At 46.8% G+C, this 12337-nt stretch carries 16 protein-coding genes; all 16 read left to right on the top strand.

Translation table 11 applies throughout. The annotated features are described in order from the left end of the window. The first annotated feature begins 2 nt into the window (after nt 1-2). The 16 genes from spoIIIAC (at nt 3) to NO352_RS13120 (ending at nt 12230) form a co-directional block, all read left to right on the top strand. On the top strand, nt 3-206 hold the full coding sequence (spoIIIAC, locus tag NO352_RS13195; protein ID WP_005546700.1) for a stage III sporulation protein AC: 204 nt from the start codon (nt 3-5) through the stop codon (nt 204-206). A 32-nt stretch (nt 207-238) separates the two neighbouring features. Then, entirely contained in the window at nt 239-628 is a 390-nt protein-coding gene (gene spoIIIAD / locus NO352_RS13190) for a stage III sporulation protein AD (protein ID WP_005546701.1), read from the top strand. 12 nt (nt 629-640) lie between these two features. Beyond that, nucleotides 641-1912 (top strand): stage III sporulation protein AE, encoded by a 1272-nt coding sequence (gene spoIIIAE / locus NO352_RS13185; protein ID WP_005546702.1) that lies wholly within the window; start codon nt 641-643, stop codon nt 1910-1912. Between the two features lie 24 nt (nt 1913-1936). Then, nucleotides 1937-2752 (top strand): stage III sporulation protein AF, encoded by an 816-nt coding sequence (gene spoIIIAF / locus NO352_RS13180; protein ID WP_289355857.1) that lies wholly within the window; start codon nt 1937-1939, stop codon nt 2750-2752. A gap of 137 nt (nt 2753-2889) precedes the next feature. After that, nucleotides 2890-3558 (top strand): stage III sporulation protein AG, encoded by a 669-nt coding sequence (spoIIIAG, locus tag NO352_RS13175; protein ID WP_289355856.1) that lies wholly within the window; start codon nt 2890-2892, stop codon nt 3556-3558. A gap of 44 nt (nt 3559-3602) precedes the next feature. Then, nucleotides 3603-4358, top strand: a complete 756-nt coding sequence (locus NO352_RS13170) for a SpoIIIAH-like family protein (RefSeq protein ID WP_289355855.1) — start codon at nt 3603-3605, stop codon at nt 4356-4358. Between the two features lie 414 nt (nt 4359-4772). Further along, nucleotides 4773-5270, top strand: a complete 498-nt coding sequence (accB, locus tag NO352_RS13165; RefSeq protein ID WP_040735926.1) for an acetyl-CoA carboxylase biotin carboxyl carrier protein — start codon at nt 4773-4775, stop codon at nt 5268-5270. Between the two features lie 46 nt (nt 5271-5316). After that, nucleotides 5317-6660, top strand: a complete 1344-nt coding sequence (gene accC, locus NO352_RS13160; protein ID WP_005546707.1) for an acetyl-CoA carboxylase biotin carboxylase subunit — start codon at nt 5317-5319, stop codon at nt 6658-6660. Nucleotides 6661-6766: 106 nt separating this feature from the next. Next, nucleotides 6767-7177, top strand: coding sequence for an Asp23/Gls24 family envelope stress response protein (locus NO352_RS13155; protein WP_005546708.1), 411 nt, complete (start codon nt 6767-6769; stop codon nt 7175-7177). Nucleotides 7178-7244: 67 nt separating this feature from the next. Beyond that, the gene (amaP, locus tag NO352_RS13150) at nt 7245-7784 is read left to right on the top strand and encodes an alkaline shock response membrane anchor protein AmaP (RefSeq protein WP_163976974.1); all 540 of its coding nucleotides are present in this window, start codon (nt 7245-7247) and stop codon (nt 7782-7784) included. A gap of 15 nt (nt 7785-7799) precedes the next feature. After that, the gene (locus NO352_RS13145; protein ID WP_163976973.1) at nt 7800-8030 is read left to right on the top strand and encodes a DUF2273 domain-containing protein; all 231 of its coding nucleotides are present in this window, start codon (nt 7800-7802) and stop codon (nt 8028-8030) included. A 229-nt stretch (nt 8031-8259) separates the two neighbouring features. Then, the gene (gene nusB, locus NO352_RS13140; protein ID WP_289355854.1) at nt 8260-8736 is read left to right on the top strand and encodes a transcription antitermination factor NusB; all 477 of its coding nucleotides are present in this window, start codon (nt 8260-8262) and stop codon (nt 8734-8736) included. 53 nt (nt 8737-8789) lie between these two features. After that, complete coding sequence (gene folD, locus NO352_RS13135) at nt 8790-9659, top strand: bifunctional methylenetetrahydrofolate dehydrogenase/methenyltetrahydrofolate cyclohydrolase FolD (protein WP_430109069.1); 870 nt, start codon at nt 8790-8792, stop codon at nt 9657-9659. 42 nt (nt 9660-9701) lie between these two features. Continuing rightward, the gene (gene xseA, locus NO352_RS13130) at nt 9702-11057 is read left to right on the top strand and encodes an exodeoxyribonuclease VII large subunit (RefSeq protein ID WP_289355853.1); all 1356 of its coding nucleotides are present in this window, start codon (nt 9702-9704) and stop codon (nt 11055-11057) included. Between the two features lie 5 nt (nt 11058-11062). Continuing rightward, nucleotides 11063-11323, top strand: a complete 261-nt coding sequence (xseB, locus tag NO352_RS13125) for an exodeoxyribonuclease VII small subunit (protein WP_005546718.1) — start codon at nt 11063-11065, stop codon at nt 11321-11323. After that, entirely contained in the window at nt 11307-12230 is a 924-nt protein-coding gene (locus NO352_RS13120) for a polyprenyl synthetase family protein (protein ID WP_005546720.1), read from the top strand. Before xseB ends, NO352_RS13120 begins: the two co-directional genes overlap by 17 nt. Nucleotides 12231-12337: the final 107 nt, after the last annotated feature.

Genomic DNA, 12337 nt, shown 5'->3' with positions numbered 1-12337 from the left:
AGATGAATGTAGATGTCAGCGCCATTTTTCAAATTGCCGGAATCGGAATTATCATCGCGATGATTCACACCGTGCTGAAGCAAATGGGAAAGGAAGATATGGCTCATTGGGTGACGGTCATCGGCTTTGTTGTGGTCTTGTTCATGGTCGTTCGCTTGCTGGATCACCTATTCCAAGAAATCAAAACAATCTTCTTATTTCAATAAAACTTTGGTAGGAACATAGGTCAGGTGATTTCATGGAAATCATTCAAGTCGTAGGACTCGGGCTATTGGCGACGATTCTTGTTTTAGTTGTCAAGGAGCAAAAACCGATGTTTGCATTTATCATCTCAACCTTTGCTGGAATTGCCGTCTTTCTGTTCCTTATCGGAAAGATTGAGGTTGTCATTCAAGTGCTGGAGGACTTGGCTGAACGGTCAGGCATACAGCCCATTTACTTGAAGACGATATTAAAAATGATTGGTATCGCCTACATCGCGGAGTTCGGTGCCCAAATTGTTCGGGATGCAGGACAAGATGGCATGGCGTCCAAGATTGAGCTCGCGGGGAAGGTACTTATCATGGTGCTGGCCATTCCGATTATTAGTGTCATTATCGAAACCGTGATGAAGCTGCTTCCTGCGTAAGGTGGAGTGCGAATGAACCGAATTCAATGCCAAGAACGACAGTGGATATTCCTTATTAGGAAGCGATCGTGGATGTTATTGCTGCTTTGCGTGTTGTTCGCCAGTATGGGCACGGCATTCGCTGATCCGACGTCAGAAGTCAAGCCGGTACCGCAACAGATTCAAGAAGAAGGACGCCCGAAACCTGACGCGACAGCAGTATGGGTTGAGGAGCAGACGAAGCGATTGCAGACGGGAGAGGTTGAGCGTTACTGGAACGATCTTTTGGTGAAGTATGGGGGTTACTTCCCTAGAGATTCAATGCCAGATTTCGTTGATTTGCTGCTTCCTGGTGGGGAAAAGTTGACGGTCAGCAATGTATTCAAGGCAATCGGAAAATTTATGCTGCAAGAAGTATTTATGAATGGCAAGTTGATTGTCACGATTGTCATACTCGTTGTATTCAGTATGGTGCTGGAAACGTTGCAAACCGCCTTTGAGCGCAATACCGTAAGCAAAATTGCCTACACAATTTCATATATGGTTATTATTATTCTTGCGATTAACAGCTTCCAAATCGCAATCGGATATGCCAAGGAAGCCATAACGAGCATGATTAACTTTATGATGGCGATGATTCCCCTGCTGCTGACCTTACTTGCTTCGATGGGAAGTATGGTGACAGTTACCGTTATGCATCCGCTCATTATTTTTATGGTGCATATGGTTGGAACGTTAATCTATGTTGGTGTATTTCCTCTCCTTTTCTTTTCGGCACTGCTGCATATCGTTAGCTCGATCTCTGACAAATACAAGGTAACACAGCTTGCTAATTTGATGCGCAGCATTAGTGTGGGTTTGCTCGGTGTGCTGCTGACGATATTTCTGGGCGTTATATCTGTTCAGGGAGCTACAAGCTCGGTTACTGATGGGGTATCGATTCGAACGGCTAAGTATATTACTGGTAATTTCGTTCCGGTCATTGGCCGCGCATTTTCGGATGCGACGGATACGGTGGTTTCAGCATCCCTGCTTGTAAAAAATGCGGTAGGGTTGTCAGGGGTCATTATATTGCTATTCTTATGTGCATTCCCAGCCATCAAAATATTAACGCTTGCGCTAATCTATAACGCCTCGGCTGCGATTATGCAGCCGTTGGGAGATTCTCCGGTGTTGGGATGTCTGAAAACGATTGGCAAGAGCATGATCTATGTATTTGCAGCTCTCGCTGCTGTCGGGCTAATGTTCTTTCTGGCCATTACGATTCTGATTACGGCAGGCAATGTGACGGTGATGATGCGCTAGCATTGAGGAAACGGAGTGAACGCGATGAGCTGGTTAAGTCAATGGATGAAAGAAATCATCATGATCATCATGCTTGCTACGTTCATTGATCTGCTGCTGCCCAATCGCTCGATGCAGCGCTATGTCAAGCTAATGCTCAGTTTAATTATACTGCTAACCTTATTGTCACCGGTACTGAAGCTGTTCGATGCGAAGCTAGCAGACCAATTGGCGAGTGAATGGAGCTCTTCGCTGTCTTCATCGTTGATTGCGGAGAGGGATCAGACAGCAAGCATCACGGAGATTCGCAGGAAGGGAGAACAGCTTGCTCGAGAACAGGAAGCGAGTGCACTCCGTCTAGCAGAATCGGAAATTGGAAATCAGATGAAGGAACAGCTTGCGCTCGCGTTCCGTCAAAGCGCTCAAAATAAGGATGGAATTGAGAATCGCACAGCAGAGGGACAGGTACAAGTGGAACAATTGCAGGTTAAGCTTGCACGCAATGCGAAGGGAGAACCGATCATTGAACGAATCGAATTGGCTCTTTCTGCTGGACAGGCTCCATCGTTTGTTGCTGAATCACCCGCATTTGCGAACTCAGATAGCGGAGTGGAGTCTGTAAAGCCTATTCAGCGCATTCAAATTAATGCTGGATCGAGTATGCAGGAGAAACAGGATAGGGGACAGCCGCAGCAATCGAAGTCAATACCTGCTTCTGGCTATGCAGAGCAACTGGAGAAAGAGACCGAACAATATCGCAGCAGGATGGCTAATCAAGCAGTACGATCGTTAATGAGCTCTTGGATTGTGAATGCAGAAAAAATTAAGGTGGAATGGACGCATAAGGATTCGAAGCTATGAGGCAGAAACATTGAAATGTTTAGCTTGAACAGATTAGACCCAAAACTTTTTGAAAAATTAGCATATATTCCAAGCTCTCGCATATAGGTGAAATAGGACAAGTAAGACAAGTCCATTCGATTGCAAAGGAGTCGATCATGTTGGCGAAATGGTTGCAGCAGATTGAATCGTGGATCGGAAAAGGCAGCAACGGCTCAAAGCGCATACGTTCGTTCCGCTGGCTGCTCCTGCTCGGTCTTGTCGGCGCAGCACTGCTACTTTTCGGCTCATTCCAACCGCAAGGAAGCGGCGGAGGATGGTTTGGGAGCAAGGGCAGCGCGGACAGAGAGCCGCCTACAGTCGGGGCCTTTGATTCGATGGACACCAAGAATTCATCTGATAAGGCTTCATCGAGTGTATTCGAGTCCATTGAGCAGTCATTTGAAGCACGCGTCAAAAGCATTTTGGAAGAAATCGTCGGCGTCGGACAAGTTGATGTGCTTGTCACTATCGATTCCACAGAGGAACTGATTGTTCAGCGCAACTTTAAAGACAATCAGCAGCAGACGGAAGAGACAGACGCGAACGGCGGAAAGCGGCACACCACCCAATATACGCGCGATGGACAGATCGTAACGCTGGAAGCCTCGGGCAATCAAGCTCCAATCGTGACGAAGCGCATTAAACCGAAGGTGCGCGGGGTTATTGTCGTTGCGAAGGGGGCGGAGAATACGACGGTGAAGAAGATGGTTGTTGATGCTGTTGAAAAAGGCTTGAACGTACCAGCATACCGAATTTCAGTCGTACCGCGCAAGATTGCTCAATAAGAATGGATTTGGATGATGAGAATGAATATTAGGAGGGTAATGAAATGAATACAAAAAGACAGACGATATGGTTGGTATCTATGCTGAGTTTGATGGTTGTATTGTCCGCTTACTATTTATTCACAGAAGACACATCGGCTCCGGCCAAACAAACGGTTGACAATGTACGTACAGAGCAAACGCTGAAGGGAGATGCGACAGAAGTTGGTCAGCTGCCCGAAATTAAAGTGACTGAGGTATCTACAGGACATGGTGCTGATCCGAGTGCTACGGATAAGGATGGTGCCGCTTCAACTCAGGACAACGGCAGCCAAAATAACGCAACTGGCACTCCTGCAACCAATGGCAGTGGCGCTGAAGCCGACGGTAAAAATACTGGAACAGATACTAGTGCGGCTGCCAAGGAAGACAAAGAAAAGGAAATGCTGGATAAAATTGAAGCAGAGGGCGTTATGAAGCGAAGCACTATTGAGGAGCTGCAAATGCAGCGAGCTGAGAAGTATCAGCAAGAGATGGAGAAGCTAATGGGTGACCTTAACTCAACAAGCAGTGAGAAGACAGCTGCCGTTCATGATGAAATGGGCAAGCTGGAAGATCATGAAACAAAATTAGCGGCCCTGGAAACCGAGCTGCAAAAGCAATATCACAGCGCAGTTATTACACAGGATAACGATAAATATCAGGTGCTCGTACAAAGCAACAAACTGGAGGCTAAGGATGCTGTTGAGATTGTAGACAAAGTCATGAAGGATTTGAATGTGACGCAAGATAAAATTGTCGTAGAATATGTCAGTGAATAGCGAATAACCTCGAATCAAGCCCAGTTGCAAACTGGGCTCTTTCCATTTGGAACGATTATGTTATAATACTAACGTCTGTAGATTGTCCTTTTATACGTTGTCCATAAAGATGGCTTTCATTTGGAAAAGCAACGAAAGGTCTCTCAGCATGGAATCTTGCATTCATTCTCAAGGATTGCCGCATAAAATTAGCATCATTAGCGCAACATCATGCGTTCTTCGATGTAAGCAGCCATAGTGCTTCATGTTGTTAAGCTGATCTACAGATTGGCCACAGTCTGTATAGGCAGCATGCGCTGAGTGTCCTTGCAGCCATTTGGTGCGGATTACTGCTCTCTTTTTGGACATGTAATTGCAGTGTGATATCTACCTTGCTATAAGAGACTTATCAATTGTCACGAGGAGTGAAATATGTTGTTCAAGATTGGCGAAATCAAAGAACTGATCAAGCTGTTGGACCAAACTTCCGTGCAGGAATTGGAAATCGAGAACGAAGGTTATCGTCTTTCCATTCGCAAGCCCGGCAAGACTGAAGTTATTAGTGTTCAACCAGCACCTGCACAGCCTACATATACCCCGGCTCCAACTGTACCTGCTCAGCCAGCTGCAGTTGAGACTGTTTCTGCGAACCCTGCAGCAAATGTTGTTGCCGACACGAAGGAGCAAGCAGGATTGCATAAGATTGTGTCTCCGATGGTAGGTACTTTCTATCGTGCGTCCTCTCCAGATTCCCCTCCTTTTGTGAACACAGGCGACAAGGTTAATGAGAAATCAGTCGTATGTATTTTGGAAGCGATGAAGCTAATGAATGAGCTGCTCGCAGAAGTCAAAGGTGAAATTGTTGAAATTCTTGTAGAGAATGGCCAGTTGGTTGAATTCGGTCAACCTTTATTCTTGGTGAAGCTGGATTAGTGGATATGTTATCCCAAACAGATGTCAAGCCAAGGAGGTCTAAACATTGAAATTTCAGAAGATTCTAATTGCTAACCGTGGTGAAATCGCTGTTCGCATCATTCGAGCTTGCCGTGAACTTGGAATTGCCACTGTTGCTGTTTACTCGGAAGCTGATCGAGATTCCCTTCATGTACGTCTCGCGGATGAAGCATACTGTATTGGTCCGACATCTTCCAAGGAAAGTTACTTGAACTTTACGAATATAATGAGCGTTGCTACTTTGACGGAATGCGATGCCATACATCCAGGCTATGGATTTTTGGCAGAGAATGCTGACTTCGCTGATATTTGCGAGTCATGCGGCATTACCTTCATCGGGCCATCTTCAGACGCGATTGAGCGTATGGGGGATAAGGCTGTCGCGAAGCAAACGATGAAGGATGCGGGGGTTCCTGTTATCCCGGGTTCCGACGGACTGGTCGAAGATGTAGAAGAAGCCCTTATGATTGCACGTGATATCGGATATCCGGTCATCATCAAAGCAACCGCTGGAGGCGGCGGCAAGGGCATTCGGATTGCTGAAGATGAGGATATGCTCGTAAAGCAAATTACGACAGCACAGCAAGAAGCTGAAAAAGCCTTCGGCAACGCTGGTGTTTATTTGGAAAAGTTTTTGACAGGCATGAAGCATGTTGAAATTCAAATTATCGCAGATAAGCATGGTAATGCTGTATATCTAGGCGAACGTGATTGCTCTGTGCAGCGCAGACGTCAGAAGCTGGTTGAGGAAGCTCCTTGTCCAGTATTGACACCTGCAATTCGAGAGCAAATGGGCGAGGCTGCTGTTCGCGCTGCATTGGCTGTTAATTACTCGGGTGCCGGGACTTTGGAATTTTTGTTTGGGCCGGACGGTAACTTCTACTTCATGGAGATGAATACACGTATTCAGGTTGAACATCCTGTTACAGAAATGATTACAGGAATCGATCTCATCCAAGAGATGATACGGGTAGCAGAAGGTAATCCATTATCGTTCCGACAAGAAGAGGTTCAGTTTAACGGATGGTCCATTGAATGTCGTGTGAACGCAGAAGACCCAGATCGCAACTTTATGCCTTCCGCAGGGCAAATTCAGTTTTATTTGCCGCCGGGAGGTGCGGGTGTGCGAGTAGACAGCGCAGCGTATCCAGGCTGTGTGATCTCTCCGCACTATGACTCGATGATTGCAAAGTTGATTGTGTGGGCTCCGACTCGCGAACAAGCAATTGATCGCATGAAGCGTGCGCTTGCAGAGTTCGCCATCGAAGGCATTCATACGACAATCCCGTTCCATCAACGGCTGCTGCGGCATCCGAAGTTCGAACAAGGGGATTTTGACATTAAGTTCCTGGAAGAGCATGAGGTCTAGAATATCATCAAGAGTAATTTGTCATAAAAATAGACAAATGCTATAGTTATGATTATGACGGACAAGAACTGCCTCTTTTCAAAAAATGATGAGGAGTGTGTAACGGATGAATCAGACGATTATTCCGGAATTTGATCGTACGGATCTTGGCAATATTCAGATTGCTCCTGACGTGATTGCAGTGATCGCAGGCCTTGCTACAATTGAGGTAGAGGGTGTAGCAGGAATGAGCGGTGGTTTTGCAGGCGGTATTGCCGAATTGCTTGGCCGTAAAAACTTGTCCAAAGGCGTTAAAGTGGAAGTTGGACAACGTGAAGCTGCAGTAGATGTGAACATTATCGTAGAATATGGTCGCCGCATTCCTACAATTGCTGATGAGATTCAGCAAAACGTGAAGCGTTCTATTGAAATGATGACAGGCCTTCACGTCGTTGAAGTGAACGTACATGTACATGACGTGCATTTTAAATCGCAAGAGAAAACGGAAGAGACGGAAGTATCTGTGCGAGTGAAATAATGATGGTGATAAACCCCCTCCTGGTGGCAGGGGGTTTACTGCCATTCCATGAGGAGGATCGTAAAGCGTGAGCAGAATTGTAGACAGGCTGTTGTTGTTTGTGTATAGTTTGGTCATTGGTTCATTATCGGTAGCGGCCATATTGGCTGCATTAGGCTTCATTTCCGAGCCGCTTGATCCAACTCAGCCGTTGTGGCTGCAAACAACTGTAATTTCGGCTGCGGCCGTTATTTTATTGCTTAGCGTCCGCTTCTTTTACGTTTCCATCCGTCGTGAACGGAAGTCATTGCCTTCCATTGATCAGCGTACCGAAATTGGTGATATTAAAATATCGATGGAAACGATCGAGAACGTGGCGTTGAAGGCAGCGTCCCGCGTTCGTGGTGTTAAAGATTTGAAAGCACGCATTCGCACCAACGAATCAGGGCTTGATATTACGATCCGTACAGTTGTGGACGGGGAGACGGCGATACCGAGCATGACAGAAGAGGTTCAACGCCAGGTTCGCGATTATGTGCAAGAGATTACCGGAATCCCGGTTTCTTACGTTTCGGTATACGTTGCTAATATTGTGCAGACGCAGACCTTTAAAGCGCGTGTTGAATAGGTGGTGAGCTGTCCAATGTGGAAAGAAATATGGGAGAGTCACGGCGGACGTCTTCTTGGCGTCGCGGCGGGCATTTTTTTTGGTATCCTTTATCTAATCGTTGGTTTTTGGGACATGCTGTTCTTTGCGTTACTTGTATTCATTGGATATGCGGTAGGCAGACAGCGGGATATGAATCTTGGCCCATTATTCCCAATACAGCGAATTGGAATGTGGATGTCTGAACGTTGGAGAAGGTTGAAGTAGTCCTATGGACGCTCCGCACGACTGCTTGACCGCCGGTTCATGCCGACGGAAGACAATCGGGGAGCTTCATAGGATTTTTTTCACAAATAAATCGTAAGTAGATGCATCAAAGTGCTTATAATCGTAACAATAGTGGCAATCGCCTTGATGAATGTAGGGTGCATGCGCTATGGAAATGCAGGGATACGAGTTCGACATGTTGGATGCTTTACATGCAGGAGGATAAATCATGAAGAGACGCATTGCCAGAGAAATGGCTATTCAAAGTTTGTATCAGCTTGAGATGACAGAGGTAACCCCTCAACAGGCTGTTGCTATGATTGTGCAGGAATCTGCACATGACAACGAAATTGGTGTAAAGCAAGAACATGCAGAAGCTATGCATACCCATGTATTGGAATGGGTGCGGGCAACGTGGGAACATCGTGTAGAAATTGACCAGCTTCTGGCGCGTTATTTGAGAGGCTGGCACGTTGAGCGTTTATCCCGAGTAGACAGACAGATTTTACGTCTTGCTACTTATGAAATGAAATACCGTGATGATGTTCCTCCTAAAGTAGCCATCAATGAAGCCATCAATTTGGCTAAGCATTTTGGTACGGACGAGTCCGGGAAATTCGTTAATGGTGTTCTAGGCCAGATGATGCGTGAAATGGATAAAGCTTCTGCTGTAGAAGCTGATAAAGAAATAAATCCAGAAGAATAGATGCAAGTTCAGCTAGGATGACAATGTCGAGTATTCGAATGGAGGCGCATAGCATGATAACAGCAACTTTATTGGATGGTAAGGCATTATCCCGAACGATTCGTGAGGAGATTACAGCGGAGACGGAACGATTGAAGGAGAAGGGGATTCAGCCGGGGCTGGCTGTTGTTCTTGTAGGTGAGGACGCTGCTTCCCAAGTGTACGTAAACAGTAAGCATAAGACATGCTTGGAGCTTGGCTTTAACTCTGAGGTTCATCGTCTTCCTGCAGATACTTCACAAGAAGAACTGCTTGCTCTCGTTCATCACTTGAATGATGAGCCATCCATTCACGGAGTTTTAGTGCAGCTTCCGCTGCCTAAGCACATTGATGAGAAGGCTGTCATCGATGCGATAGCCGTCGAGAAAGATGTGGATGGCTTCCATCCGGTTAGTGTTGGCAACATGGTCATCGGTGACGATTCATTGCTGCCTTGTACGCCTGCCGGTATCATGGAATTGCTCAAGCGTAACCAAATCGATGTTGCAGGCAAGCATGCTGTTGTCATTGGCCGAAGTAACATTGTCGGCAAGCCGATTTCGATCTTGCTCCAACGTGAGAATGCGACTGTCACAATGTGCCATTCTCGAACAGTCAATATGAAAGAGATTACGAAGCAGGCGGATATTCTTGTTGTAGCTATTGGCAAAGCGAACTTTGTGGATCGTTCTTATATTAAGCCAGGTGCTGTTATTATTGATGTTGGGATGAACCGTTTGGAGAACGGCAAGCTGGCGGGAGATGTCGATTTTGAGGACGTGAAGGAGTTATGCGGCCCGATTACACCAGTGCCAGGCGGTGTGGGACCAATGACGATTACAATGCTCATGTTCAATACGCTGAAGGCAGCCAAACGAATACATCACATTGCGCACAACGAATAGTTGTGCGCTGTCTGTCATTATGAACGAAAGGAGGCAGACAATGTGTCCGAAGAAGCACGAATATTAACCATTAAGGATGTCAACCGCTACATTCGCATGAAGATGGAAGGGGATGCGAGGCTTCAGGATGTATGGCTTCGCGGAGAAATATCGAACTTCACACATCATTCGAGCGGTCATATGTATTTTACATTGAAGGATTCTGATAGTCGTATTCGCACGATCATGTTCGCATCTCATAATCAGAAGCTGGCATTTCGTCCGAAGGAAGGGACTAAGGTCATTGCCCGCGGCAATATTACGGTATATGAACGGGATGGACAATACCAATTCTATGCGCAGCATATGCAGCCGGACGGTATTGGCAGCTTGTTCATGGCGTTCGAGCAATTAAAGGAACGGCTCAGCACAGAAGGATTATTCGCAGAAGAACGTAAGCGCAGTATTCCACGTTATCCGGCAGCGATTGGTGTAATCACTTCACCGACCGGAGCTGCCGTCCGCGATATTCTCATTACGCTGCGCCGACGCCAGCCAGGTGTAACGGTACTCTTATATCCTGTGCTGGTACAGGGAACACAGGCCGCTGGCACGATTGCGCAGGCAATTGAAGCCATGAACCGCAGTGGCGAAGTAGACGTGCTTATTGTTGGCCGAGGCGGTGGATCACTAGAAGAACTGTGGGCATTTAACGAAGAGGTGGTTGCGCGTGCAATCGCAGCATCATCGATCCCTGTCATTTCTGCGGTAGGACATGAAACGGATTTTACGATTTCAGACTTTGTTGCTGACCTTCGCGCCCCAACGCCTACGGCAGCAGCAGAATTAGCGGTAACGCATCGGGATGAACTTCGTCAACATCTTACACATGTCAATCGCAGGCTGCAATCGGCAATGAATCGCATCTTGAATCAGAATCAAGAGCGTTTGCTGCGGACCCAGCAATCCGTGGTGTTCCGCAAGCCTGAACAGCTCATAATGAAGCATGCGGATAAGGTCGAACGCTTACGCGAGCAGTTGGCGTATCGGCTACAGCTTGTGCAGGCTCAATCGGAGCAGAGATGGAAGGAGCTGCGAGGACGCCTGCGTGAACAGACGCCTGTCCATCAGGTGCGTGCAGCACGGAAGCGGCTGGATGGCAACCACCGTCAGCTTGTTCAAGCAATGACATCTATAACGAAGCAGAAACGCATGGAGACAGCTGCAATGTTCAGGCAATTGGATGCACTAAGTCCTCTTAAAATTATGTCACGAGGATATAGTTTGGTATATGATGAACAAGAAACGAAGCTGATTCGTTCGATAGAAGAAGTGCAGCTTGGTGATGTTGTGCGAGTGACACTATCGGATGGTCAATTAGATTGCCAAGTATGGTCGATGAAAGGAGAGCGTGAATAACTCTCATGGAAAATAAAGAGACTATTGAACAATTAAGCTTCGAAGCGGCAATGGATAAGTTAGAAGAGATCGTTGCCAGACTCGAAGGTGGAGATGCTCCACTTGAACAATCGATCGAATTGTTCCAAGAGGGAATGATGCTCTCCAAGCTATGTTCTGAGAAGCTTGAACAGGTTGAGCGCAAGATTGAGATGGTAACCGAGCAGAACGGCGAATGGAAGCGACAGCCGTATGCTACAGAGGAGACAGGTGATTCGATTGATTAATTATCAATCGGCCGGAGTATTCGTTGACTATGTAAAGCAGCAGGCGGAACGAATAGAATCGAAACTGCCTAAGATGCTGGAAAGTCAGCGTATTGTTCCCGAGCCGCTAACACAATCGATGCTTTATTCATTAATGGCAGGTGGCAAACGATTGCGGCCAATCTGTGTACTGATGGCATGCGATAGTTTGAATGGCAATACGCAAGCAGCAGAACCCGTTGCTTGTGCAGTCGAGATGATTCATACGTATTCATTGGTGCATGATGACTTGCCTGCAATGGATAATGATGATTTTCGACGCGGCAAGCCTACAAATCATAAAGTGTTCGGTGAAGCAATGGCGATTCTTGCAGGTGACGGGCTGTTGACGCGTGCGTTCCAATGTATTGTGCAGAGTACTCGGAAGCATGGTGTGCCAGCTGATGTCTCTCTCTCTATTGTCGAAGAGCTGGCTGAATTCGCAGGCATGAGCGGCATGGTCGGTGGGCAGGCTGCGGATATGTTGGGTGAGCAGGGGATTACCACATTGGATCAGCTGGAATATATCCATATGCACAAGACGAGTGATCTTATCGTCTTCTCGCTTCGTTCTGGCGGTCGAATTGCTGGCGCATCAGAGCTGCAGCTGCAGGCATTGACGACATATGGCTCGAAACTGGGACTTGCTTTCCAAATTCAAGATGATGTACTGGATATTATCGGTGACGAAACCATGCTTGGCAAACCAAAAGGAAGCGATGTTAAGAGCGGAAAAGTAACTTACCCTTACTTCATTGGCCTTGAGGAATCGAAGCGAGAGGTTGAACGCTTGACGGAAGAGGCCAAGTCTGCGATTATAAATGCTGGCTTCAACAAACCGGAGCTGCTGCTTGGAATGGCTGATTATTTGATGAAGCGGGACCATTAATTGTCGAGTATTTAACTGCTATTTATGATATAATAGGGCTTGCGTAGAGTGGTGCAGTATTCTAGTCGGCCTACCAACGTTGAAGGCGGGCCTAAAAATTCGCTAAA

This window comes from Paenibacillus sp. S-12, from assembly GCF_030363895.1.
In the GTDB taxonomy this organism is placed as follows: domain Bacteria; phylum Bacillota; class Bacilli; order Paenibacillales; family Paenibacillaceae; genus Paenibacillus_B; species Paenibacillus_B alvei.
This window is presented reverse-complemented; position numbering and strand designations above follow the sequence as displayed.

Excerpts from the sequence above, each read along its gene's own strand:
- spoIIIAC (WP_005546700.1), top strand. The coding sequence starts at position 3 with ATGAATGTAGATGTCAGCGCCATTTTTCAAATTGCCGGAATCGGAATT.
- spoIIIAD (WP_005546701.1), top strand. The coding sequence starts at position 239 with ATGGAAATCATTCAAGTCGTAGGACTCGGGCTATTGGCGACGATTCTT.
- spoIIIAE (WP_005546702.1), top strand. The coding sequence starts at position 641 with ATGAACCGAATTCAATGCCAAGAACGACAGTGGATATTCCTTATTAGG.
- spoIIIAF (WP_289355857.1), top strand. The coding sequence starts at position 1,937 with ATGAGCTGGTTAAGTCAATGGATGAAAGAAATCATCATGATCATCATG.
- spoIIIAG (WP_289355856.1), top strand. The coding sequence starts at position 2,890 with ATGTTGGCGAAATGGTTGCAGCAGATTGAATCGTGGATCGGAAAAGGC.
- NO352_RS13170 (WP_289355855.1), top strand. The coding sequence starts at position 3,603 with ATGAATACAAAAAGACAGACGATATGGTTGGTATCTATGCTGAGTTTG.
- NO352_RS13155 (WP_005546708.1), top strand. The coding sequence starts at position 6,767 with ATGAATCAGACGATTATTCCGGAATTTGATCGTACGGATCTTGGCAAT.
- NO352_RS13145 (WP_163976973.1), top strand. The coding sequence starts at position 7,800 with ATGTGGAAAGAAATATGGGAGAGTCACGGCGGACGTCTTCTTGGCGTC.
- nusB (WP_289355854.1), top strand. The coding sequence starts at position 8,260 with ATGAAGAGACGCATTGCCAGAGAAATGGCTATTCAAAGTTTGTATCAG.
- folD (WP_430109069.1), top strand. The coding sequence starts at position 8,790 with ATGATAACAGCAACTTTATTGGATGGTAAGGCATTATCCCGAACGATT.
- xseB (WP_005546718.1), top strand. The coding sequence starts at position 11,063 with ATGGAAAATAAAGAGACTATTGAACAATTAAGCTTCGAAGCGGCAATG.